Here is a 22,517-nt window from a genome sequence, read left to right on the forward strand (position 1 = left end):
CGGCGCCGGCCAGGAGATAGCCACCCGGCCGTTCCAGCTGGTCACCGGCCGCACCTGGATGGGCACCGCCTTCGGCGGCGCGCGCGGGCGCACCGACGTACCGAAGATCGTCGACTGGTACATGGAGGGCAAGATCGCAATCGACCCGATGATCACCCACACGCTGCCGCTCGACGACATCAACAAGGGTTTTGAGCTGATGCATTCCGGCGAAAGCATCAGGAGCGTCGTGATCTACTGAGCCGCCGGCCTTGATCAAAAAAGCACCGGAATCGATTGAATTCCGGTGCTTTTTGACTGTTAGGAGATGTGTACGAGATGATCTTCGTCGATGCCGACGCCTGTCCTGTGAAGGCGGAAATCCTGAAGGTAGCGGAGCGCCACGGCTTCGAGGTGACGTTCGTCGCCAATTCCGGCCTGCGCCCGTCGCGAGACCCGATGGTGCACAACGTCATCGTTTCGGCAGGCTTCGACGCGGCCGACAATTGGATTGCCGAACGCGCAGGAGAAGGCGACATCGTGGTTACGGCGGACGTCCCGCTCGCCGCACGCTGCGTTGCCGCTGGTGCTCTCGTCACCGGACCGACCGGCCGGCTCTTCGACAAGAGCAACATCGGCATGGCCTCGGCCATGCGCGACCTCGGCGCACACTTAAGGGAAACCGGCGAAAGCAAAGGCTATAATGCAGCCTTCACACCAAAGGATCGCTCAGCCTTCCTGGTCACGCTTGACCGGCTTTGCCGTCAAGCCAAAAGATGAGCGCGCGAGGATCCATAGGGGCTGCTCTATGACACGGACGACACGGCTGCGACATTGGCCATTCTACACTGCGCTTTGTTGCGCCTTGGTAAGCCTGCCGGTCTCGCTGGTGGCCGCTCCACGTTTCTCCGTGGAAATCGCGGCGATCACTTTCTTCTGTGTTTATCTCATGAAGGCGGTCGTGCGGCTCAGGCGCTTGACCGGCACCTATCTCGAACATCACGCGCATAGCACCGACGAACCGGAAGTGGTGATTTTCCTCGTCACGCTTGCTGCGGCTGCCGTCTCGCTGCTATCGCTTTTCCTTGCGCTCAATCGACAGGATCAGGGCACTGCCTTCGAACTGCCCCTCGCCTTTGCTTCGGTGGGACTCGGCTGGGCGACGATCCACACCATGGCGGCAATGCATTACGCGCACGTCTATTGGTTGGCCGATGAAAGCCGCCAGCCGATGCAACCAGCACGTGGACTGATGTTTCCGGAAACGGACATGCCCTGCGGTTATGACTTTCTCTATTTTGCCTTCGTCATCGGCATGACTGCACAGACATCGGATGTGGCGATCACCACAACGGCGATGCGTCGGATCAATCTGGCGCATGCCGTCGTTTCCTTCTTCTTCAACACCGTGCTGGTCGCAGCGGCCGTCAATGCAGCCGTCCAGTTGGCTGGCTGACGCCTGATCCATTTCAAGGAGACTCTCATGAAAGTTATCTCGCAAAACACAGCCTTTGGCGGCATGCAGGGCGTCTTCTCCCATGATTCGGCTGCCTGTAAGGGCGAAATGACCTTTGCCGTCTATGTGCCGCCACAGGCGATCAGCGAGCCGCGCCCTGTTCTATGGTACCTGTCCGGCCTCACCTGCACCCACGCGAACGTGATGGAAAAGGGAGAATACCGCCGCATGGCCTCGGAGCTCGGCCTCATCATCGTCTGCCCGGATACAAGCCCACGTGGCAGCGACGTGCCGGACGAACTGACCAATTGGCAAATGGGCAAGGGCGCCGGCTTCTATCTCGACGCAACGGAAACGCCCTGGGCCGAACATTATCAGATGTACACGTACATCACCGAGGAGCTACCCGCCTTCGCCAGCCAGCATTTCCGCATGGATATGAGCCGCCAGGGCATCTTCGGCCATTCGATGGGCGGGCATGGAGCGATGACGATTGCTCTCAAGAACCCGGAGCGGTTCAAGAGCTGCTCGGCCTTTGCGCCGATCGTGGAGCCGTCGACGGCCGACTGGTCAGTCGGCGCCTTCGAAAAATACCTCGGCCCAGACAAATCCAACTGGCGCCAGTATGATGCCTGTGCGTTGGTCAGGGACGGGGCACGCTTCCCGGAGTTCCTGATCGACCAGGGCAAGGCGGACGGATTTCTTGAGAATGGCTTGCGCCCCTGGCTGTTCGAGGAGGCGGCAAAGGGAACCGGCATCGGGCTGACGCTCCGGATGCATGAGCGTTACGACCATTCCTACTACTTCATATCGACCTTCATGGACGATCATCTGAAGTGGCATGCCGAGCGGCTCGGCTGAAAGACGCGCAGCGCTGTAGTCACGGCATGGATTGGAAGCGTGGCTGGCCAGCCGTATCGACCAAGCGGACGCTCGACCGAGCAAGCCCGTGGTGACCTTCCATGTCGATGACGAGATGCCAATGGGCGGTGTCTGGGATCATCATGCGAAACGGCGATTTTCGCGCCACGCCGCCAAGAAACTGATGCTTCAATGTCTCCCTGTATCGGGTGAAGTTGTCGGCGGTCATCAGCCGGACGTTGGCGACGGCGGACAGCGTCACTTCGATCGTCGTGCCGGCCCTTTGTTCCTTGAGGTCGTAATGCGTATAGTTCAATGCTCGTTTTATCATCGCCACCCGGACCGGAAACTTACATAAGACTTTTCTCACAATGCTAGCGAGCGCCGCTTAACGAATGGTTTTGCACCTGTCGCGAAGCGCCCTCGTCTCGCATCATCATTTTCGTTTCAGCCCCAACGGAAATCGGCTTCATGTTCCATATCCTGCTCGTCGGCGCCGGTGGCGCGCTGGGCTCCGTGCTACGTTATCTCGTCGGCCTCTGGGCGCTCCATCGGCTCGGCCCCGCCTTTCCCTGGGGCACCTTGTCGGTCAATGTCAGCGGCTCGTTCCTGATCGGTTTCCTGGCGGAGTTGATCATGCACAAGATGGGGGCGTCTCCGGAAATGCGCGTTTTCCTGATCACGGGCGTGCTTGGGGGCTACACCACATTCTCCGCCTTTTCGCTGGACGCGATAACACTGCTGGAGCACGGCCAGCCGGCGCTCGGTATCGCCTACATTCTGGCAAGCGTCGTTCTTTCCATTCTTGCGGTCTTCGCCGGACTGGCCCTGATGCGCGCAATGGTCTAAAGCCAGCAATTCAAAGTGCTACAGCGTCCTTTGCGCGTCTGATAAGACGCGCGGCGCTGTAGAAGAACAGGATTTTGCAGATGGCAGGCATAGAACACAGGCAAGTGGACGGCGACGAGGCGGGAATGCGCCTCGACCGCTGGTTCAAGGTGCATTTTCCCGGACTCGGATTCGGACCGCTGCAGAAGTTGCTGCGTTCCGGCCAGATCCGCGTCGATGGCGCCCGCGCAAAATCGGATACGCGTGTGCAGCCGGGCCAGACGATCCGCATTCCGCCTCTGGGCGTCGATGCCAAGGACACGAAGACGGGCCCGATCGGCGGTCGGGACCTGCGCCATTCGCCTGATGGCGAACTGCTGTCACGCATGGTGCTCCACGAAGACGCCAAGGTGATCGTGCTCAACAAGCCCGCCGGCCTTGCGGTGCAAGGCGGTTCCGGCGTCAGCCGCCATATCGACAAGATGCTCGAAGCGTGGACGAACCAGAAGGGTGAAAAACCGCGACTGGTGCACCGTCTCGACCGTGACACGTCGGGCGTCCTCGTCGTTGCCCGTACGCGCGGGGCTGCACAGCAACTGACCGCCGCCTTTCGTGAGCGCGACACCAAGAAGACCTATTGGGCCCTGGTCAAGGGCGTGCCGCGCAAGCGCGAGGACCGCATTTCCACCTGGCTCGTCAAGGAACAAACGCCGGACGGCGACCGCATGCGGATCGCCAAACACGGCGACGAGGGCGCGGACCACGCGATTTCCTACTATCGCATCGTCGAGCAGGCTGGACAGAATCTTGCCTGGCTCGAAATGGAGCCCTACACCGGCCGCACGCACCAACTCCGCGTCCACGCCGCCCACATCGGCCACCCGATCATCGGCGATCCGAAATACTTCGAGGCGGACATCAACTGGACCTTCCCCGGCGGCATCCAGAATCGGCTGCATTTGCACGCCCGTCATATCGATATTCCGCATCCGAACGGCGGTCGACTGAAAGTCACGGCCCCCCTGCCCCCTCATATGGTGCAGAGTTGGAACCTGCTCGGCTTCGACGAGAACGCCGCCGACGAGGAAGGCTGATGAAACTCGCCCTATTTGACTGCGACGGGACGCTGGTCGACAGCGTCGGGCTGATCCATGAAGTAATGGCCCGCACTTTTGAGGCCTTCGACCATCCCCGCCCGACGACCGAGGCGACCAAGGCGATCATCGGCTTGACGCTCGACATCGCGATCGCCCGCCTGTTGCGCCGTGAACATGTCGACGGTCATGCGGTCACAATGACGGCACATTACAAGGAGATCTTCGCTTCGGTGCGGGCTGAAGCGGGCTTTCAGGAAGCACTGTTTCCCGGCATTGCCGAGATGTTGCAGACGCTCGCCGCGCGCGATGAATTGCTGATCGGCGCCGTTACCGGAAAATCGCGGCGGGGCCTCACCCATATCTCGGCTACCCATGGCTTCGACAAGATCTTCTTCGTTTCCCGGACCGCCGACGATTGCCCGTCCAAACCGCACCCGGCCATGGTCATGGAATGCTGTGCGGAGGCGGGCGTTGACGCGAAGGACACGATCGTCGTCGGCGACGCCATCTACGATATGCAGATGGCGAAGGCGGCGGGCGCGCATGCACTCGGGGTTGCCTGGGGTTACGCAAGCGTGCCGGCCCTGATCGAAGCCGGCGCCGACCACGTGGCCCACGTGCCGGGAGACATAATCGAATGGATGGAGCGCAACCATGCCTGATATACGCGATGAATTGAGCGGCGCGTTGAGCCATGAAGATCCCGTACGGCGTGCACAAATCCAGATGCAAAAGCCGCTGGCGAAGCGCTTCTACAAGGAAGTAAGCATCGATACTGCGGACGACGGCGGTCAGACCGTGCTGCTTGACGGCCGTAGGGTACGCACGCCGGCAAAACATCCGCTTGCGGTTCCGACCCGCAAGCTTGCAGACCTGCTGGCGGCCGAGTGGGATGCACAGTCCGAGGTCATCGATCCGGCGGCCATGCCGATCACGCGCATTGTCAACACCGCCATCGATGGCGTGGCGCTCGATCACCGCGCAGTGTTCGAGGATATCCTGCGTTTCGCCGGCAGTGACCTCCTTTGCTATCGTGCCGACAGTCCCGAGGGTCTGGTCGCACGCCAGAACGAGCTCTGGAACCCGATCCTCGACTGGGCCGCCCAGTCGCTCGGCGCCCGTTTCATTCTGATCGAAGGCGTGATCCACCAGGAGCAGCCCCGAGAAGCAATCTCGGCCTATGCCGAGGGTCTGCGCGCTTTCGCGACGCCGCTCGGACTTACCTGCTTGCACACGTTGACGACACTCACCGGATCCGCGCTGCTCGCGCTCGCCTTCGCCATGGGACGGCTAACGGCAGAGGAAGCCTGGAGTGCCGCTCATGTCGACGAGGACTGGCAGATCGAACATTGGGGAACCGATGAGGAAGCCTTCCAGCGCCGGGAAAACCGGCGGCAGGAAATGCAGGCGGCCGCAACGGCGCTCGACGCCTTGAAATAGCGTCGACCAAGGATTTACCTGCCCTAACGACAGGTAATTCACGCTTGGTTAGGCGAAAAGCTTGAGACCGGCGATGCCGGCAACAATCAGGCCGATGCAGCCGAGGCGAATGAACGTCGCCGGCTCGGCAAACAGGAAAATGCCGAGCACGACGGTGCCGACAGTGCCAATACCGGTCCATACGGCATAGGCCGTGCCGAGCGGCAGCGAACGAACAGCAATACCAAGAAGCACGACGCTCAGAATCATCGATCCGACCGTCAGCACCGTCGGTGTGAACCGCGTAAAACCATCCGTATATTTGAGACCGATCGCCCAGCCAATTTCGAGAAGGCCGGCAAGCAGAAGGGTGATCCAGGCCATTTCAGACTCCTGTTCTGGAGCGAGGCCGTCCCCGCGGATGTTCGGGACAACAAGATCGATCCCGTGCAGCCGTCTGCAATACGCTGTCTATGCCACGCAAGCCTGCTGGTAGCAAGGCGCTTCCCGGAAAGCCTGCCTTGCGCAGGAGACAAATCCCTCCTCAAGAGTTTCGCTCGCGCCGAAGTTTCGCCCACCATTCAAGCCGCTTGCGCAGCTCGCGTTCGAAGCCGCGCTCTGGTGGATCGTAGAAGGTCTTTCGGCCCATCTTCTCCGGAAAATAATCCTGCCCCGAAAATGCGTCCGGCTCATCGTGATCGTAACGATATCCCTCGCCGTAACCCTCGCCCTTCATGAGCTTTGTCGGAGCGTTCAGAATATGTTTCGGCGGCAGCAACGAGCCGTTTTCCTTCGCCGCCCGCATCGCCGACTTGTAGGCCGTGTAGACCGCGTTCGACTTCGGCGCCGTTGCGATGTAGACACAGGCTTCGGCCAGCGCAAGCTCGCCTTCCGGCGAGCCGAGATAGTCATAGGCATCCTTGGCGGCGTTGCAGATCACCAATGCCTGGGGATCGGCAAGACCGATGTCCTCGACGGCCATGCGGACCAGCCGCCTGCCGATATAAAGCGGGTCCTCCCCGGCATCGAACATGCGACAGAGATAATAGAGTGCGGCATCGGGATCGGAGCCACGAACGGACTTATGAAGCGCCGAGATCAAATTGTAGTGCCCATCCTGCCCCTTGTCGTACACGGGCGCGCGGCGCTGGACGATGTTCTGCAGGGCATTGGCATCGAAGATTTCATCCCGGCGCGCCGCGCGCCAGACTTCTTCGGCGAGCGTCAGCGCGGCACGCCCGTCGCCGTCCGCCATGCGCAGCAGACTGGCGCGGGCATCCTCGTCGAGCGGTAGAGGCTTGCCCTCTGCCTCCTCGGCGCGTCGTAGGAGCTCCTCCAGGCTCGCCTCGTCATGCGGCTTGAAGGTCAGGACACGCGCGCGTGACAGGAGTGCGGCGTTGAGCTCGAAAGACGGGTTCTCGGTCGTCGCACCGACCAGGATCACCGTTCCGTCTTCCATCACCGGCAGGAAACTATCCTGCTGGGCGCGATTGAAACGATGGATCTCGTCGACGAACAGTAGCGTCTGGCGGCCTGACATCCGTCTGGCACGCGCAGAATCGAACACTTTCTTGAGGTCCGCGACGCCGGAGAAGATCGCTGAGATCTGCTCGAAGGCGAGGCCGGCCTCCCCGGACAGCAGGCGCGCCACGGTCGTCTTGCCCGTCCCCGGCGGCCCCCAGAAGATCATCGAACCCAACGAACCGGACGCTATCATCCGGGTAAGAGCACCATCTTCGCCGGTCAAATGCTCCTGCCCGGTGACTTCGGCAAGCGTGCGCGGCCGCAGCCTGTCGGCGAGTGGCCTCGCCGATGCCATTTCCGGTGGTTCGGTGGGTGAAAACAAATCGCTCATTTGAAAAACTGTCTGATGATCTGGCCGTCCCGCTCGATCTCGACTCGCCACAGGGATGCGTCCTCGGCCGTGACGCTCTCCAGCGTCTTCGACGTATCGATTTCCGTTCCATTGACCGACCGCACAATGTCCTTCGGCTCAAGGCCGATGCGGGCTGCGGGCGAGCCTCGGTTGATCTCGGTCACGACGACACCTCGTAACGATGTCGGCATACGCAACTCTTCGGCCAGCCGCGGGGAGAGATTTGCCACGACAGCACCGGCAAACGGATTGCGCCCCTCGATCAGACGCTCGTCGCGCGGCGAAGTCTCCGGTGCCTGCTCGAGCTTGAGGACGACGTCATGCGTCTTTCCGTTTTCGGAAATCGTCACACGCGCTTCATGACCAACCCCAACGGTCGTCAGACGATAGCCGAGCGCGTCCGGATGCTCGACGGCAATGCCATTGACCGCGGTAACAACCTGCCCCGGCTTGATACCGGCGGCCGCGGCCGGGCCGTCGGCAGCGACGGCCGTCACCAGCGCGCCACGCGCCCGATCCAGACCGAGCGCCTCCGCCACCTCAGACGTGACCGGTTCAAAGGTGGCGCCGATGAACGGACGGACGAACGAGCCGCCGCCGCCCTCCGCGGAGGCGACAAAGGCCTTGACCAGATTGGCGGGAATCGCGAAGCCAACGCCGTTGGAGCCGCCGCCTCTCGAAAAGATCGCGGTATTGATGCCGATCAGTTGGCCCTTCATGTCGATCAGGCCACCGCCGGAATTGCCGGGATTGATCGCGGCGTCGGTCTGGATGAAAAAGCCGAAATCCCCGGAGGTAATCTGGTTGCGGGCGAGCGCCGATACGATGCCGCTCGTCACCGTTTGGCCGACGCCAAAGGGATTGCCCATCGCCAGCACCAGATCACCCACCTCGACAGCGTCGGAATCGCCGATCGGAATGATCTCGAATGGCCCGTCCGACTGGATCTTCAGGACGGCAAGATCAACGCGGTCGTCCTTGAGCATGATCTTGCAGGGGAGCTCGCGACCGTCAGCGAGCGCGACCTTGATGTCGTCTGCCCCCTCGATAACGTGGTTATTGGTAACGACGAGCCCGTTTCGACCAACGATCACGCCGGATCCGAGCGACGATTGCTTTTCGCTTCTGTTCGGCATCCGCTGGCCGAAGAACTCCTCGAAGAACGGATCTCCGGAAAAAATCGATCGCCGCTCGACGACCCGCTCGGCATAGACGTTTACCACGGCATTCGCCGTCTGCTTGACCAATGGCGCGAAGGAAAGCTGCATCTCGGCACGGGATTCGGGCACGGCCTTGGCGTCCTGCGCGACCGCAGGGACGGACATTGCAACGGCAAGGACAAGTGTCACCAGCGCTCGACGGCCAAAGATCATGTATCATTTCTCCCTTTCGTTGCCGCTACGATCAGATAGGATTTCGCAAGAAAAAAGGCAAACGGCTGAACAGACTAACGCTCACGGACGACACACGAAAACGTGGTTTCCCGCACCTTTTCCAGTGATTGAAACTTTGCTCATCTGAATGCTCATAAACGCCGATCCTTACCGAGGAAGTTCCATGGCCGCCTACCGCCCGCCGCATATCGCAGAGTCCGAGATCACGCCCGAACGCCTCTTCCTCAATCGAAGAACATTTCTGGCGACGGCTGTCGGGGGCCTGGTTTTGGGTGGGGCGACGGCCGCTGCTGCGGCCGCCCTCAAGGCATCGCCGAGCCCTTATAAGCTTGATGATGCCATGACGTCCGAGGAAGACGCGACGAGCTACAACAACTTCTACGAATTCGGCACAGGCAAGGGCGATCCCTCCGCCAATTCGGCAAGCTTCAAGCCTTCGCCCTGGACGGTAAAGGTCGACGGCCTGGTCGGCAAACCGAAGGAATTCGGGCTTGAGGAACTTCTGGCCTTCCCGCTTGAAGAGCGGATCTATCGCATGCGCTGTGTCGAAGCCTGGTCCATGGTCATCCCGTGGATCGGCTTTCCGCTGGCCGCCCTTCTCGACAAGGTCGAACCGCTTGGCAGCGCCAAATATGTCGCCTTCGAGACCGTCGTCCGGCCCGAAGAAATGCCCGGCCAGACCGGCTATTTCCAGCCGCTGGAATGGCCCTATCGCGAAGGCCTGAGGCTCGACGAGGCGCGGCACCCACTGGCGATCCTTTCGGTCGGCCTCTACGGCAAGACGCTTCCGAACCAGAACGGCGCGCCGATCCGGTTGGTGGTGCCCTGGAAATACGGCTTCAAGGGAATCAAATCGATCGTGCGAATCTCGCTGACCGAGACGCCTCCGCCTTGCACCTGGAACCTCGCTGCTTCGAACGAATACGGCTTCTATGCCAATGTGAACCCGGCCGTCGATCACCCGCGCTGGAGCCAGGCGACTGAGACCCGCATTGGCGAAGGCGGCTTCTTCGGCGCCAACCGACGCGATACGCTGCCCTTCAACGGTTATGGAGACGAGGTCGCCAGCCTCTACGCCGGTATGGATCTGAAGGCGAACTTCTGACGATGGCTGCCCTCCCCACTTTGCCGAAACGCTTCCATGGCCCTTCTGTCTGGGTGCTCTATGCGCTCGGCTTCTGCCCGGCAATATCGGCTTTCTACCTTGGCGCAACCGGACAACTGCCCGGTAACGCCGTCAAGGAGTTTGAGCACTTTCTTGGCCTTTGGGCGCTTCGCTTCCTCGTCGCGACGCTGACGATCACGCCGATCCGCGACCTCTTCGCGATAAACTGGTTGAGATACCGCCGCGCCCTCGGCCTGCTCGCCTTCTACTACGTGCTGATGCACTTCCTGGCCTATATGGTGCTGGACCAGACGCTGCGCATCCAGCCGATCATCGCCGATATCGCCCGCCGGCCGTTCATAACCATCGGCATGGCCGCGCTCGTAATGCTGGTTCCCCTCGCGATCACGTCGAACAATTGGTCGATCCGCCGGCTCGGGCAGCGATGGAACAGCCTCCATCGGCTGGTCTATGTGATCGCGGCCGCCGGTGCTCTCCATTTCGCCATGGCGGTGAAGGTCGTGGGGCCGGAGCAAATGCTTTACATCGGCCTCGTCGCCCTGCTGCTCGCCTGGCGAACCATCCGAACACGCTTCCTTCGCTGGAGGCGCCAGCAAGTAGTTTCAGGACGTCCCGCAACAGAAAAAGCGGCCGGGTGACGATTACCCGGCCGCTCTAATTTCTTGATCGCTTGGATTGCCGATCAGGCTGCTTCAGCTGCTTCAGCTTCGGCTGCAACACGAGCGCGGTCCTTCGCGCCCTTGGCATCGACATCGCGGTCAACGAACTCGATGACGGCGAGAGCGGCGTTGTCGCCGTGGCGGAAGCCTGCCTTCATGATGCGCAGGTAGCCGCCGTTACGGGTGGCATAACGCGACGCGATCGTGTCGAACAGCTTCGATACAACGGCAACGTCGCGGATCTGCGAGATCGCCTGACGGCGGGCATGCAGGTCGCCGCGCTTGCCGAGCGTGACAAGCTTTTCGACGATCGGACGGATTTCCTTCGCCTTCGGCAGGGTCGTCACGATCTGCTCGTGTTCGATCAGCGAAGCTGCCATGTTGGCAAACATTGCCTTGCGGTGGCTGGCGGTTCTATTCAGCTTGCGGCCGGCTTTACCGTGGCGCATGGCTATTCTCCTTCACTTGCAGGCATCCGCCCGCAGTCTAAAACGGTTAGTATTGGTCTTCGTAACGCTTGGCGAGATCTTCGATGTTCTCAGGCGGCCAGGACGGCACTTCCATGCCGAGGTGCAGGCCCATGGAAGCGAGAACTTCCTTGATTTCGTTGAGCGACTTGCGACCAAAATTCGGCGTGCGGAGCATTTCTGCTTCGGTCTTCTGAATGAGGTCGCCGATATAGACGATGTTGTCGTTCTTCAGGCAGTTGGCCGAACGGACCGAAAGCTCCAGTTCGTCGACCTTCTTGAGAAGCGCCGGGTTGAAGGCGAGTTCGGTGACTGCCTCTTCCTCTGCTTCCTTCTGCGGCTCGTCGAAGTTGACGAAGACCGACAGTTGGTCCTGAAGGATGCGGGCCGCAAAGGCGATCGCATCTTCACCGGTGACAGAGCCATCCGTTTCGATGGACATCGTCAGCTTGTCATAGTCGAGAACCTGGCCTTCACGGGTGTTTTCCACCTTGTAGGAGACCTTCTTGACCGGCGAGTACAGGCTGTCGACCGGGATGAGGCCAATCGGGGCATCTTCCGAGCGGTTGCGGTCAGCCGGCACGTAGCCCTTGCCGTTGTTGACGGTGAACTCCATGCGGATCTCGGCGCCCTCGTCGAGCGTGCAGATCACATGGTTCGGGTTGAGGATTTCGATGTCGCCAACCGTCTGGATGTCACCGGCCGTTACAACGCCCGGGCCCTGCTTGCGCACGACCATGCGCTTTGCGTCGTCGCCATCCATCTTGATGGCGATTTCCTTGATGTTGAGCACGATGTCCGTCACGTCTTCCCGGACGCCCGGGATAGAGGAGAACTCGTGCAGCACGCCGTCGATCTGCACTGCGGTGACGGCAGCACCGCGCAGCGACGACAAGAGCACGCGGCGAAGCGCGTTGCCGAGCGTCAGACCAAAGCCGCGTTCAAGCGGTTCCGCGACCAGCGTTGCCCTGGTGCGGCCGGAGGAGGCGAACTCCACCTTGTTCGGCTTGATCAATTCCTGCCAATTTTTCTGGATCATGTTTTCTGCCTTCCGTTCGTTGCCACCATCCAATCGTGACAACCGAGCCCCGAAGACCGGGAGAGCGCCTGGACGCTCTCACCGGGATGTTGAATGCATATGATCAGACGCGGCGCTTCTTGCGCGGGCGGCAGCCGTTGTGCGGGATCGGGGTCACATCGCGGATCGAGGTGATCATGAAGCCCGCAGCCTGCAGCGCGCGAAGTGCCGATTCACGACCCGAACCCGGACCGCAAACTTCCACTTCCAGCGACTTCATGCCGTGTTCCTGGGCCTTCTTGGCGCAGTCTTCAGCGGCAATCTGAGCGGCAAACGGGGTCGACTTACGCGAACCCTTGAAACCCTTCGCACCGGCGGACGACCAGGCGATTGCATTGCCCTGCGCGTCGGTGATGGTGATCATCGTGTTGTTGAACGACGAATTGACGTGTGCGACGCCAGACGTGATGTTCTTGCGCTCGCGGCGGCGAACGCGGGTGGCTTCCTTGGCCATTGGATCCCTTTCTTAGATCTCTGCACCGCCGTAATTCCAGCGGCTCCACCGGGAAAAGGATTGTTCGTCCCCTGCCCTGCATCTTCACTTCTTGCCGAGCCAGCACGCCGGCCCGACGGAGATTCGCGATACCGATCCCGGTATGCGACGGTCAGGCGAAGCGCCTTCCCAAACTGCAAAAGGAGGCCGGCGCACGACGCCAGCCTCCCGCCTTCCCTTTTCGGGAAATTACTTCTTCTTGCCGGCGATCGCCTTTGCCGGACCCTTGCGGGTGCGGGCGTTGGTGTGCGTGCGCTGACCGCGCACCGGCAGACCGCGACGATGGCGAAGGCCACGGTAGCAGCCGAGGTCCATCAGGCGCTTGATGTTCATCGCAGTCTCGCGACGCAGGTCACCCTCGACCTGGTAATCGCGGTCGATCGTTTCACGGATCTGAAGAACTTCAGCGTCCGTCAGCTGGTGTACGCGACGATCAGACGGGATGCCGACCTTTTCGATGATTTCCTGCGCGAATTTCGGGCCGATCCCGTGAATGTAGGTCAGCGCGATGACGACGCGCTTTGCCGTCGGGATGTTGACGCCAGCGATACGTGCCACGTCTATTCTCCTTGCGTTCCAGTTGCCATCCGGCAATAGGTGCTTCGTTACGCGACCTCGAAGAGCCGCACGTTAATTGAGGTTCGAGACACGTCAAAAACGACCGTACCCGGACTTCATTGCTTTGAAGACCGCGCCGATCGCTTCTCATGTCGCGAGTTGACGCTGTCTTTGGAGGAATCGGCCGGAAAAGTCAACTCCCCCGGCGGTTCCATTTTGGCAAAGACGAATGTCTAGGCCAGAATCTTCTCGATTTCGGCGGTTACGGTGTCCACGTCCGCCATGCCGTCCACAGTCTTCAATTGACCGGTACCGGCATAGTATTCCGACAATGGCGCCGTCTTCTCGCGATATTCCGTCAAGCGACGCTTGAAGGCTTCCGGATTGTCGTCGGAGCGAACGGTGCCGCCGGCGGCGACGGTTTCCGCTACGCGATTCTCCATCCGCCGGACAAGAGCTGCCTCGTCGACTTTCAGCTCGATGACGGCATCGAGCTTCAAGCCCTTGCTTTCGAGCATCCGGTCAAGCGCTTTGGCTTGCGGCACGGTGCGCGGATAGCCGTCGAGGATAAAACCCTTGGCGCAGTCCGGCGCATCGATACGGTCAGAGACGATTTCATTGACGATCTCGTCGGACACGAGCTGGCCGGCATCCATGACGGCCTTCGCCCGCTTGCCCACTTCGGTCGCCTGAGCCACGGCCGCCCGCAGCATGTCACCTGTGGAAAGCTGCGGAATGCCGTATCTCTCCGTCAGAAGCTTGGCCTGTGTACCCTTGCCAGCGCCCGGCGGTCCCAAAAAAATCAATCTCATCGTCCCCTCTTTCCTCCGCGCAGCTTCGACTTCTTGATCAGCCCCTCATATTGCTGAGCAATGAGGTGACCCTGGATCTGTGCTACCGTATCAAGGGTCACGCTGACAACAATCAAAAGCGACGTACCACCAAGGTAGAACGGCACGCCGGTCTGCGAGATTAGGATTTCAGGCAGGATGCACACGAAGATCAGGTAGATGGCGCCGATCACCGTGATGCGCGTCAGCACGAAGTCGATGTATTCGGCGGTCCGTTCGCCCGGGCGAATGCCCGGAATAAAGCCGCCGTGCTTCTTCAGATTGTCCGCAGTGTCCTTCGGATTGAACACGATCGCGGTGTAGAAGAAGGCGAAGAAGGCGATCATGCCGCCGTAGAACAGCATGTAGAGCGGCTGGCCATGACCGAGCGCGCTGACGATTGCCGTCGCCCAGCCGGGCAGTGTCGCCGTGTTGGCGAAGCCAGCCAGCGTCGCCGGCAACAGCAGCAGCGAAGACGCGAAGATCGCCGGAATGACGCCAGAGGTGTTGAGCTTCAGCGGCAGGTGTGACGTATCGCCCTGGAACATCCGGTTGCCCACCTGGCGCTTCGGGTACTGGATCAGCAGCCGGCGCTGAGCACGCTCGACGAAGACGATCAGCGCAATCACCGCCACGACCATGACGATGATGGCGAGAATGAGCGGCGTCGAAAGCGCCCCAGTTCGGCCGAGTTCGAGCGTTCCGGCGAGTGCCGTCGGCAGATGCGCGACGATGCCGGCGAAAATGATCAGCGAAATGCCGTTGCCGATGCCGCGCGACGTGATCTGCTCGCCGAGCCACATCAGGAACATCGTACCGCCGAGCAACGAGATCACGGTGGAAATGCGGAAGAACCAGCCCGGATCGATGACCAGGCCGTTGCCGCTCTCCAGCCCAATGGAAATGCCGTAGGCCTGCATCGCGCCAAGGAGCACCGTGCCATAGCGGGTGTACTGGTTGATGATCTTGCGGCCCTGCTCGCCTTCCTTCTTCAACTGCTCGAGCGCCGGCACGACCGAAGTCATGAGCTGCACGATGATCGAAGCGGAAATGTAGGGCATGATGCCGAGCGCGAAGATCGCCATGCGCTCGACCGCGCCGCCAGAGAACATGTTGAAGAGGCCAAGGATACCGCCGCTCTGGCCCTGGAAGGCCTGAGCGAACGCATCCGGGTTGAGGCCGGGCAGCGGGATATAGGTGCCAAGGCGATAAACCAGAAGCGCGCCAAGGGTGAACCAAAGACGCTTTTTCAGATCCTCCGCCTTTGCGAAAGTTGAAAAATTCAGGTTCGAGGCAAGCTGTTCCGCTGCAGAAGCCATGCGATTCTCCGCGTACCAAATTTCGGAATCAGCGGGAAAACCCGGTCAGTTCCGGAAAGAGAAAGTCTTCGTTCTTGAAAACCGGACGCGAGGCGATTGTCGCTGCAATCGGATGCCTCACCGTGGTTTCCGTTATGTCCGATACAGCGAGCGATTCGCCGCCTCGAACGTGAGGCTCACATATGGGAGCAAAACCGCCCGGAGTGAAGCACCCCGGGCGGTTCATCAGTCACATTATTCTGCGGCTGCTGCAAGCAGCTTGATCGAACCGCCGGCCTTTTCGATCTTCTCGATCGCCGACTTGGACGCGCCGGCAACTTCGAGCGAGACCTTGGCCTTCAGTTCGCCGTCAGAGAGAACGCGAACACCGTCCTTCTCGCGGCGGATAACGCCGGCAGCCTTGAGCGCAGCAGCATCGACGGTCTTCGAAGCGTCGAGCTTCTTGGCGTCGACGGCAGCCTGGATGCGGCCGAGCGACACGACAACGAACTCCCAAGCGAAGATGTTGTTGAAGCCGCGCTTCGGCAGCCGACGGTAGATAGGCATCTGACCGCCTTCGAAGCCGTTGATGGCAACGCCCGAACGAGCCTTCTGACCCTTCACACCGCGGCCGGCGGTCTTGCCGGAGCCGGAACCGATACCACGGCCAAGACGCTTGCGGTTCTTGGTCGAGCCTTCGTTGTCCTTGATTTCATTCAGTTTCATTTCTGGATCCCCCTCACTTCTCGTCGACGACGCGAACGAGGTGCTGGACGGCCCGGATCATGCCGCGAACGGCCGGAGTGTCTTCCAGCGTGCGAACCCGGTGCATCTTGTTGAGGCCCAGGCCGATGAGCGTCTGACGCTGTACGGCCGGACGGCGAATGGGGCTACCGATCTGCTCGACGGTAACCGTCTTCTTGGCAACTTCTTTCTTAGCCATCAGTCAGCTCCCTTATTCTTCGGAAGCAACGCCGGCGGAAACGCGGCGGGCCTGGAGCGTGGCGTACTTCATGCCGCGCTGTGCCGCGATGTCCTTCGGGTGCATCTGGTTCTTGAGCGCGTCGAACGTCGCGCGAACCATGTTGTAAGGGTTCGACGAACCGGTCGACTTGGCGACGACGTCGTGAACACCGAGCGTTTCAAAGACGGCGCGCATCGGACCGCCAGCGATGATACCGGTACCGGCCTTGGCCGAACGCAGCAGCACCTTGCCGGCGCCGTGACGGCCATGGACGTCGTGATGCAATGTGCGGCCACCACGCAGCGGGACGAAGATCAGGTCGCGCTTGGCGGCTTCCGTTGCCTTGCGGATAGCTTCCGGCACTTCGCGCGCCTTGCCATGACCGAAGCCAACGCGGCCCTTCTGGTCGCCGACGACGACGAGAGCTGCGAAACCGAAACGACGACCGCCCTTCACCACCTTGGCGACGCGGTTGATTGCGACGAGCTTATCGACAAATTCGCTGTCGCGCTCTTCGCGGCTCTGGCGATCTTCGCGAGAGCCTCTTCTTTCTTGTGCCATTGTCCTTTTCCTTTTTCTTTTCCGGGTGCAATCGGCAGATTGACGAAGGCCGCTTCACTTCCTTCGAAATCGAAGCGGCCGGGGTATTACGAAGCCGGATGCCGCCCGAGCGTTGCTGCCCGGGCGGTGAACCTTAGAAGTTCAGGCCGCCTTCGCGAGCTGCCTCGGCCAGCGCCTTGATGCGGCCGTGGTAGATGAAGGCGCCACGGTCAAAGACAACGTCCTTGACGCCCGCCTTGGATGCACGCTCTGCGAGGAGCTTGCCGACAGCCGTAGCGGCCGCGGTATCAGCGCCGGTCTTCAGCGAAGACCGCAGATCCGTGTCGAGGGTCGATGCGGAAGCAAGCGTCTTGCCGGCAACATCATCGATGATCTGCGCATAGATGTTCTTCGACGAGCGATGAACCGACAGGCGCGGGCGGCCATTGGCGACCGCCTTGATTTGACGGCGCACGCGGCTGGCGCGACGCACAAGAGTATCTTTCCTGCTAGCCATTTCGCGTGATCCTTACTTCTTCTTGCCTTCTTTGCGGACAATCCGCTCTTCGGCATACTTGACGCCCTTGCCCTTGTAGGGCTCGGGGCCGCGGTATTCGCGGATTTCCGCGGCAACCTGGCCGACCTGCTGCTTGTTGATGCCGGTGACGACGATTTCCGTCGGCTTCGGCACAGCGATCGTGATGCCTTCCGGAGTCTGGTAGACCACGTCGTGGCTGAAGCCGAGCGCCAGCTGCAGGTTCTTGCCCTGCATCGATGCGCGGTAACCGACGCCGTTGATCTCGAGCTTGCGCTCGTAGCCATCCTTCACGCCCTTGAAGATGTTCTCGATCATCGTGCGGGACATGCCCCACTTCGAACGAGCATCCTTGCTCTCATTGAGCGGCTGAACGACAACCGCATTGTTTTCGAGCTTCACCGAGACTTCGTCGTTTGCGACGAAGAACAGTTCGCCCTTCGGACCCTTCGCCGTTACCTTCTGGCCATCAACGCTAGCCGTGACGCCTGCCGGAACTTGAACGGGTTTCTTACCGATACGAGACATTTTTATACCTGTCTGTTCGCTATGGAGATCCTGCCCGGCCTTAGAAGACCGAGCAAAGAACCTCGCCACCAACATTCTGTTCGCGTGCCTGATGATCGGCCATCACGCCCTTCGGGGTCGAAAGGATGGTGATGCCGAGGCCGTTCGCGACCTGCGGAATGGACTTGACCGAGACATAGACCCGGCGGCCCGGCTTGGAGACGCGTGCGATCTCGCGGATCACGGACGAGCCTTCGTAGTATTTCAGTTCGATGTTCAGCTCGGACTTGCCGTTGCCGAATTCGACTTCGGAATATCCGCGGATGTAGCCTTCGGCCTGAAGAACATCCAGAACGCGTGCGCGGAGCTTGGAAGCCGGCGTCGAAACGCTGGACTTGCGGCGCGCAGCGCCGTTGCGGATACGGGTGAGCATATCGCCCAAGGGATCAGTCATTGCCATGTGCCCGTCTCCTTACCAGCTCGACTTGACGACGCCCGGCACCTTGCCGAGGTTGCCCAGTTCGCGAAGCGCAATACGCGACATACGAAGTTTGCGATAGTAGGCACGCGGACGGCCGGTCACTTCGCAGCGGTTGCGGATGCGGGTCTTGGAGCCATCACGCGGCAGTTCAGCCAGCTTGAGGGTTGCCTTGAACCGCTCTTCGATCGGCAGAGACTGGTTCATGATGATCGCCTTCAATGCAGCGCGCTTGGACGCTTGCCCGGCAACCAGTTTGCGGCGGCGCTTGTTCTTTTCAACTGCGCTCGTTTTCGCCATAACAGTTATCCTTCTTTACGCTTGTCGTTACGGATTACTGACGGAACGGGAAGTTGAACTCTGTGAGCAGAGCGCGAGCTTCGTCGTCGTTAGTTGCCGTCGTGCAAACGATGATGTCCATGCCCCACATCTGATCAACCTTGTCGTAGTTGATCTCAGGGAACACAATGTGCTCCTTGATGCCCATGGCGAAGTTGCCACGACCATCGAAGGACTTCGGATTGAGGCCACGGAAGTCGCGAACGCGCGGAAGAGCGATGTTCACGAGACGATCCAGGAACTCGTACATCCGAACGCCGCGCAGGGTAACCTTGGCGCCAATCGGCATGCCTTCGCGGACCTTGAAGCCGGCGATGGAGTTGCGAGCGCGGGTGATCACCGGCTTCTGGCCAGCAATCGCAGCGAGGTCGGCAGCAGCAACGGTCGGCTTCTTGGAGTCGCCAGTTGCTTCGCCAACACCCATGTTGATGACGATCTTGTCGAGGCGCGGGATCTGCATTTCGTTGGCGTAGGAGAACTTCTCCTGCATCGCCTTGCGGATGCGCTCTACATATTCCTTCTTGAGCCGCGGCTCATAAGCGGTCTTAGCCATCGATCACTACTCCCGAACGCTTGGCCACGCGGACCTTCTTGTCACCTTCGATCTTGAAGCCGACGCGGGTCGGCTTGCCGTCCTTCGGATCGGCGACCGCGATGTTCGAAAGATGGATCGGGGCTTCCTTGTTGATGATGCCCGCTTCCTGGCTCTGGGTCTGGCGCTGGTGACGCTTCACCATGTTGACGCCACGCACGACAGCCCGGTCTTCCTTCGGCATGACCTGGATTACTTCGCCGGTACGGCCCTTGTCCTTACCGGTGAGAACGACAACCTTGTCGCCTTTGCGAATCTTTTGCATCTCTCAACGCTCCCTTAGAGTACTTCCGGAGCCAGCGAGATGATCTTCATGTGGTTCTTGGCGCGGAGTTCGCGCGGAACCGGTCCGAAGATACGGGTGCCGATCGGCTCTTTCTTGTTATCGATAAGAACGGCTGCGTTGGTGTCGAAGCGGATGACGCTGCCATCCGGACGGCGGATGTCCTTCGCAGTGCGAACGACAACAGCCTTCATGACGTCACCCTTCTTCACGCGGCCGCGCGGAATGGCTTCCTTGATCGAAACGACAATGATGTCGCCGATCGACGCATACTTGCGCTTGGAGCCGCCCAGCACCTTGATGCACATGACACGACGTGCGCCGGAATTATCCGCCACGTCGAGGTTTGTTTGCATCTGAATCATGTCAGGTCGCCTTCTTGTTGTTACCAGGCCGGTTGGGTCGAAACCCCCTCGCCCGGCTTATTGTGCTCATCTCAAAGCAAAAGAACGCCCGGACTCGAGCGTTCCTCAGCTTTAATTGCGTGCTTCATACAGATATTTGCCCGAGACGCAAGGGTCTCGCGGACAAAACCTGCAGAAATCAAGCCTGGACGGAAACCACCGTCCAGCGCTTATCCTTGGAGATCGGCGCGCATTCCTCGATGGAAACGACGTCACCGACCTTGTACTGGTTGTTCTCGTCGTGAGCCTTGTATTTCTTCGAACGGCGAACGGTCTTCTGGAGGATCGGGTGCGCAAAGCGGCGCTCGACCCTGACGACGACGGTCTTGTCGTTCTTGTCGCTGACGACGGTGCCCTGCAGAATGCGTTTCGGCATATTTTCTGGTCCTTAGGCCTTGGCTTCTGCCGCCTTCTGGCGGGCAATTGTTTTAATGCGTGCGATGTCCTTGCGGACTTCGTTGACACGCGAAGACTTCTCGAGCTGGCCGGTTGCCTTCTGGAAGCGCAGGTTGAACTGCTCCTTCTTCAGCTTGGCAAGCTCTTCGTTGAGTTGGTCGGCGCTCAGAGCGCGAACATCTGCGGCTTTCATGAGCTTCACTCCTTACTCTGCGATACGCTGCACGAAGCGCGTCTTGACAGAGAGCTTGGCAGCGCCAAGACGAAGTGCCTCACGGGCGAGTTCTTCGCTGACACCATCGATCTCGAACATCATACGGCCGGGCTTGACCTTGCATGCCCAGTATTCGACCGAACCCTTACCCTTACCCATGCGGACTTCGGTCGGCTTGGCGGTGACCGGAACGTCCGGGAACACACGGATCCAAACGCGGCCGGCGCGCTTCATGTGGCGGGTGATCGCGCGGCGAGCCGCTTCGATCTCACGGGCGTTGACACGGTTCGGCTCCTGAGCCTTCAGGCCGAATTCGCCGAAGGCGAGATCAGAACCGCCCTTGGCGACGCCCTTGATGCGGCCCTTGAACTGCTTGCGATACTTCGTACGCTTTGGCTGCAACATTTTTTTACTTCTCCGATATTGGCTGCCAAACGCGAATGTTACGCGTTTTCACGACGGCGGTCACGATCGCGATCGCGATCACGGCTGCCAGGGCCCTGGTTGTCACTCTCGGTCGCGCGACGCTCGGAAGCCATCGGATCGTGCTCAAGGATTTCGCCCTTGAAGATCCAGACCTTGATGCCGCAGATACCAAAAGCGGTTTCCGCTTCGGCCGTGCCGTAGTCGATGTCCGCACGCAGAGTGTGCAGCGGAACGCGGCCTTCGCGGTACCATTCGGTACGTGCGATTTCCGCACCGCCGAGACGACCGGCGCAGGTGATCTTGATGCCTTCGGCGCCAAGACGCATGGCCGACTGAACAGCGCGCTTCATCGCACGGCGGAAAGCCACGCGGCGCTCGAGCTGCTGGGCGATCGACTGGGCAACGAGGGTTGCGTCAACTTCCGGCTTGCGCACTTCAACGATGTTGAGGTGCGTTTCGGAGTTGGTCATCTCCGAAAGCTTCCTGCGCAGCTTCTCGATGTCGGCGCCCTTCTTGCCGATGATCAGGCCCGGACGTGCAGAGTGGATCGTCACCCGGCACTTCTTGTGCGGACGCTCGATCACCACCTTGGCGATACCGGCTGCCTTCAGCTCTTCCATCAGGTAGGCACGGATCTTCAGGTCTTCGTGAAGCAGCTGACCGTATTCAGCGTTGTCAGCGAACCAACGGCTGTCCCAGGTCCGGTTGATGCCGAGACGGAAACCGATCGGATTAATCTTCTGGCCCATTATGCGGCCTCCCCTTTGGCTTCCACTTCACGAACGACGATCGTCAAGTGCGAGAACGGCTTTTCGACGCGCGATGCACGGCCGCGACCACGAGCGTGGAAGCGCTTCATCACGATCGACTTGCCAACATAAGCTTCAGCGACGATGAGCGAATCAACGTCGAGATCGTGGTTGTTCTCAGCGTTTGCGATCGCAGATTCAAGCGTCTTCTTGACCGTATCCGCGATGCGCTTGCGCGAGAACTCGAGTTCGGCCAGAGCGCGGTCAACCTTCTTGCCGCGGATCATCGCGGCAACGAGGTTGAGCTTCTGGGGGCTGACGCGGATCGTGCGCGCAATTGCCTGCGCCTCATTATCCTTCAGCCGGCGTTCGGCTTTTGCCTTGCCCATTGTTACTTCCTCTTTGCCTTCTTGTCCGCGCCATGACCGTAGTAGGTCCGGGTCGGAGAGAATTCGCCAAACTTATGTCCGACCATGTCTTCGTTGACGCTGACCGGGACGTGCTTGCTGCCGTTGTAGACGCCGAAGGTGAGGCCGACAAACTGCGGAAGGATCGTGGAGCGCCGGCTCCAGATCTTGATCACTTCGTTACGGCCGCCTTCCCGGACCTTCTCAGCCTTCTTGAGAAGATAACCGTCAACGAACGGACCTTTCCATACTGAACGAGTCATT

35 protein-coding genes and 1 pseudogene are annotated in these 22,517 nt (G+C 60.3%); 10 read left to right on the forward strand and 26 right to left on the reverse strand.

Translation table 11 applies throughout. The annotated features are described in order from the left end of the window. The 4 genes and pseudogenes from QN222_RS16435 to fghA form a co-directional block, all read left to right on the forward strand. Positions 1-241, forward strand: a pseudogene (locus QN222_RS16435) (S-(hydroxymethyl)glutathione dehydrogenase); the annotation flags it as partial. 77 nt (positions 242-318) lie between these two features. Further along, complete coding sequence (locus QN222_RS16440; protein WP_283963188.1) at positions 319-759, forward strand: YaiI/YqxD family protein; 441 nt, start codon at positions 319-321, stop codon at positions 757-759. Between the two features lie 28 nt (positions 760-787). Beyond that, the gene (locus QN222_RS16445; RefSeq protein WP_283963189.1) at positions 788-1,435 is read left to right on the forward strand and encodes a DUF1345 domain-containing protein; all 648 of its coding nucleotides are present in this window, start codon (positions 788-790) and stop codon (positions 1,433-1,435) included. A 27-nt stretch (positions 1,436-1,462) separates the two neighbouring features. After that, positions 1,463-2,296: an S-formylglutathione hydrolase gene (gene fghA, locus QN222_RS16450; protein ID WP_283963190.1), complete on the forward strand. Its 834-nt coding sequence runs from the start codon at positions 1,463-1,465 to the stop codon at positions 2,294-2,296. A 19-nt stretch (positions 2,297-2,315) separates the two neighbouring features. On the opposite strand, the gene QN222_RS16455 is transcribed toward fghA, so the two are convergent. Beyond that, the gene (locus QN222_RS16455) at positions 2,316-2,627 is read right to left on the reverse strand and encodes a DUF1883 domain-containing protein (protein ID WP_283963191.1); all 312 of its coding nucleotides are present in this window, start codon (positions 2,625-2,627) and stop codon (positions 2,316-2,318) included. A 140-nt stretch (positions 2,628-2,767) separates the two neighbouring features. Between QN222_RS16455 and crcB the strand changes: the two genes are divergently transcribed. From crcB to QN222_RS16475, 4 genes are all read left to right on the forward strand, one after another. Next, complete coding sequence (gene crcB, locus QN222_RS16460; protein WP_283963192.1) at positions 2,768-3,145, forward strand: fluoride efflux transporter CrcB; 378 nt, start codon at positions 2,768-2,770, stop codon at positions 3,143-3,145. Positions 3,146-3,225: 80 nt separating this feature from the next. Further along, on the forward strand, positions 3,226-4,218 hold the full coding sequence (locus QN222_RS16465; RefSeq protein WP_284005502.1) for an RluA family pseudouridine synthase: 993 nt from the start codon (positions 3,226-3,228) through the stop codon (positions 4,216-4,218). Then, entirely contained in the window at positions 4,218-4,883 is a 666-nt protein-coding gene (locus QN222_RS16470) for an HAD-IA family hydrolase (RefSeq protein WP_283963194.1), read from the forward strand. The genes QN222_RS16465 and QN222_RS16470 overlap by 1 nt, the downstream gene beginning before the upstream one ends. Then, positions 4,876-5,661 carry an ATP12 family chaperone protein gene (locus tag QN222_RS16475; RefSeq protein WP_283963195.1) on the forward strand — a complete coding sequence of 262 codons (786 nt, stop codon included), beginning with the start codon at positions 4,876-4,878 and terminating at the stop codon, positions 5,659-5,661. Before QN222_RS16470 ends, QN222_RS16475 begins: the two co-directional genes overlap by 8 nt. A gap of 48 nt (positions 5,662-5,709) precedes the next feature. Here QN222_RS16475 and sugE read toward each other — a convergent pair whose 3' ends face one another. The 3 genes from sugE to QN222_RS16490 all read right to left on the reverse strand — a co-directional run bounded on the left by sugE (position 5,710) and on the right by QN222_RS16490 (position 8,889). Beyond that, on the reverse strand, positions 5,710-6,024 hold the full coding sequence (gene sugE, locus QN222_RS16480) for a quaternary ammonium compound efflux SMR transporter SugE (RefSeq protein WP_283963196.1): 315 nt from the start codon (positions 6,022-6,024) through the stop codon (positions 5,710-5,712). A 160-nt stretch (positions 6,025-6,184) separates the two neighbouring features. Next, positions 6,185-7,495, reverse strand: a complete 1,311-nt coding sequence (locus tag QN222_RS16485; RefSeq protein WP_283963197.1) for a replication-associated recombination protein A — start codon at positions 7,493-7,495, stop codon at positions 6,185-6,187. Further along, positions 7,492-8,889: a DegQ family serine endoprotease gene (locus tag QN222_RS16490; protein ID WP_283963198.1), complete on the reverse strand. Its 1,398-nt coding sequence runs from the start codon at positions 8,887-8,889 to the stop codon at positions 7,492-7,494. Before QN222_RS16490 ends, QN222_RS16485 begins: the two co-directional genes overlap by 4 nt. A gap of 184 nt (positions 8,890-9,073) precedes the next feature. On the opposite strand from QN222_RS16490, the gene msrP reads away from it, so the two are divergent. Continuing rightward, positions 9,074-10,015, forward strand: a complete 942-nt coding sequence (msrP, locus tag QN222_RS16495; RefSeq protein ID WP_283963199.1) for a protein-methionine-sulfoxide reductase catalytic subunit MsrP — start codon at positions 9,074-9,076, stop codon at positions 10,013-10,015. A 2-nt stretch (positions 10,016-10,017) separates the two neighbouring features. Continuing rightward, entirely contained in the window at positions 10,018-10,674 is a 657-nt protein-coding gene (msrQ, locus tag QN222_RS16500; protein WP_283963200.1) for a protein-methionine-sulfoxide reductase heme-binding subunit MsrQ, read from the forward strand. Positions 10,675-10,718: 44 nt separating this feature from the next. Here msrQ and rplQ read toward each other — a convergent pair whose 3' ends face one another. The 22 genes from rplQ to rpsS all read right to left on the reverse strand — a co-directional run bounded on the left by rplQ (position 10,719) and on the right by rpsS (position 22,516). Then, positions 10,719-11,144 carry a 50S ribosomal protein L17 gene (gene rplQ, locus QN222_RS16505; RefSeq protein WP_136504367.1) on the reverse strand — a complete coding sequence of 142 codons (426 nt, stop codon included), beginning with the start codon at positions 11,142-11,144 and terminating at the stop codon, positions 10,719-10,721. A 46-nt stretch (positions 11,145-11,190) separates the two neighbouring features. After that, the gene (locus tag QN222_RS16510) at positions 11,191-12,201 is read right to left on the reverse strand and encodes a DNA-directed RNA polymerase subunit alpha (protein ID WP_180940848.1); all 1,011 of its coding nucleotides are present in this window, start codon (positions 12,199-12,201) and stop codon (positions 11,191-11,193) included. A 103-nt stretch (positions 12,202-12,304) separates the two neighbouring features. Further along, positions 12,305-12,694 carry a 30S ribosomal protein S11 gene (gene rpsK / locus QN222_RS16515; RefSeq protein ID WP_003536496.1) on the reverse strand — a complete coding sequence of 130 codons (390 nt, stop codon included), beginning with the start codon at positions 12,692-12,694 and terminating at the stop codon, positions 12,305-12,307. Positions 12,695-12,922: 228 nt separating this feature from the next. Beyond that, positions 12,923-13,291, reverse strand: coding sequence for a 30S ribosomal protein S13 (rpsM, locus tag QN222_RS16520; protein ID WP_136504365.1), 369 nt, complete (start codon positions 13,289-13,291; stop codon positions 12,923-12,925). Between the two features lie 233 nt (positions 13,292-13,524). Beyond that, positions 13,525-14,103: an adenylate kinase gene (locus QN222_RS16525; RefSeq protein WP_283963201.1), complete on the reverse strand. Its 579-nt coding sequence runs from the start codon at positions 14,101-14,103 to the stop codon at positions 13,525-13,527. Beyond that, positions 14,100-15,440 (reverse strand): preprotein translocase subunit SecY, encoded by a 1,341-nt coding sequence (secY, locus tag QN222_RS16530; protein ID WP_180940846.1) that lies wholly within the window; start codon positions 15,438-15,440, stop codon positions 14,100-14,102. The genes QN222_RS16525 and secY overlap by 4 nt, the downstream gene beginning before the upstream one ends. Positions 15,441-15,674: 234 nt before the next feature. Further along, complete coding sequence (gene rplO, locus QN222_RS16535) at positions 15,675-16,145, reverse strand: 50S ribosomal protein L15 (protein ID WP_283963202.1); 471 nt, start codon at positions 16,143-16,145, stop codon at positions 15,675-15,677. A gap of 13 nt (positions 16,146-16,158) precedes the next feature. After that, on the reverse strand, positions 16,159-16,362 hold the full coding sequence (gene rpmD / locus QN222_RS16540; protein ID WP_026617379.1) for a 50S ribosomal protein L30: 204 nt from the start codon (positions 16,360-16,362) through the stop codon (positions 16,159-16,161). 12 nt (positions 16,363-16,374) lie between these two features. After that, complete coding sequence (gene rpsE / locus QN222_RS16545; protein WP_280659414.1) at positions 16,375-16,944, reverse strand: 30S ribosomal protein S5; 570 nt, start codon at positions 16,942-16,944, stop codon at positions 16,375-16,377. A gap of 133 nt (positions 16,945-17,077) precedes the next feature. Beyond that, positions 17,078-17,440, reverse strand: a complete 363-nt coding sequence (gene rplR, locus QN222_RS16550; RefSeq protein ID WP_136504360.1) for a 50S ribosomal protein L18 — start codon at positions 17,438-17,440, stop codon at positions 17,078-17,080. A 12-nt stretch (positions 17,441-17,452) separates the two neighbouring features. After that, on the reverse strand, positions 17,453-17,986 hold the full coding sequence (gene rplF / locus QN222_RS16555; protein ID WP_136504359.1) for a 50S ribosomal protein L6: 534 nt from the start codon (positions 17,984-17,986) through the stop codon (positions 17,453-17,455). Positions 17,987-18,026: 40 nt separating this feature from the next. Further along, positions 18,027-18,425, reverse strand: a complete 399-nt coding sequence (rpsH, locus tag QN222_RS16560) for a 30S ribosomal protein S8 (protein ID WP_136504358.1) — start codon at positions 18,423-18,425, stop codon at positions 18,027-18,029. A 12-nt stretch (positions 18,426-18,437) separates the two neighbouring features. Continuing rightward, positions 18,438-18,743 (reverse strand): 30S ribosomal protein S14, encoded by a 306-nt coding sequence (gene rpsN / locus QN222_RS16565; protein ID WP_153442056.1) that lies wholly within the window; start codon positions 18,741-18,743, stop codon positions 18,438-18,440. 34 nt (positions 18,744-18,777) lie between these two features. Then, positions 18,778-19,335, reverse strand: coding sequence for a 50S ribosomal protein L5 (gene rplE / locus QN222_RS16570; protein ID WP_136504357.1), 558 nt, complete (start codon positions 19,333-19,335; stop codon positions 18,778-18,780). After that, positions 19,328-19,639 (reverse strand): 50S ribosomal protein L24, encoded by a 312-nt coding sequence (rplX, locus tag QN222_RS16575; RefSeq protein WP_136504356.1) that lies wholly within the window; start codon positions 19,637-19,639, stop codon positions 19,328-19,330. Before rplX ends, rplE begins: the two co-directional genes overlap by 8 nt. Before the next feature lie 14 nt (positions 19,640-19,653). Further along, positions 19,654-20,022, reverse strand: a complete 369-nt coding sequence (rplN, locus tag QN222_RS16580) for a 50S ribosomal protein L14 (protein ID WP_012707761.1) — start codon at positions 20,020-20,022, stop codon at positions 19,654-19,656. Positions 20,023-20,200: 178 nt separating this feature from the next. Continuing rightward, a complete protein-coding gene (rpsQ, locus tag QN222_RS16585; protein ID WP_283963203.1) occupies positions 20,201-20,437 on the reverse strand; it encodes a 30S ribosomal protein S17 in 237 nt (78 codons plus the stop codon). A gap of 12 nt (positions 20,438-20,449) precedes the next feature. Beyond that, entirely contained in the window at positions 20,450-20,650 is a 201-nt protein-coding gene (gene rpmC / locus QN222_RS16590; RefSeq protein WP_173512613.1) for a 50S ribosomal protein L29, read from the reverse strand. 12 nt (positions 20,651-20,662) lie between these two features. Next, positions 20,663-21,076, reverse strand: a complete 414-nt coding sequence (rplP, locus tag QN222_RS16595) for a 50S ribosomal protein L16 (protein ID WP_011975175.1) — start codon at positions 21,074-21,076, stop codon at positions 20,663-20,665. 38 nt (positions 21,077-21,114) lie between these two features. Continuing rightward, the gene (rpsC, locus tag QN222_RS16600) at positions 21,115-21,846 is read right to left on the reverse strand and encodes a 30S ribosomal protein S3 (protein ID WP_180940843.1); all 732 of its coding nucleotides are present in this window, start codon (positions 21,844-21,846) and stop codon (positions 21,115-21,117) included. Continuing rightward, complete coding sequence (gene rplV, locus QN222_RS16605; protein ID WP_136504353.1) at positions 21,846-22,235, reverse strand: 50S ribosomal protein L22; 390 nt, start codon at positions 22,233-22,235, stop codon at positions 21,846-21,848. Before rplV ends, rpsC begins: the two co-directional genes overlap by 1 nt. Positions 22,236-22,237: 2 nt before the next feature. Then, entirely contained in the window at positions 22,238-22,516 is a 279-nt protein-coding gene (gene rpsS / locus QN222_RS16610) for a 30S ribosomal protein S19 (RefSeq protein ID WP_018239488.1), read from the reverse strand. Between the last annotated feature and the right edge of the window lies 1 nt (position 22,517).

The organism is Sinorhizobium sp. 6-70 (genome assembly GCF_030124375.1).
GTDB lineage: Bacteria > Pseudomonadota > Alphaproteobacteria > Rhizobiales > Rhizobiaceae > Sinorhizobium.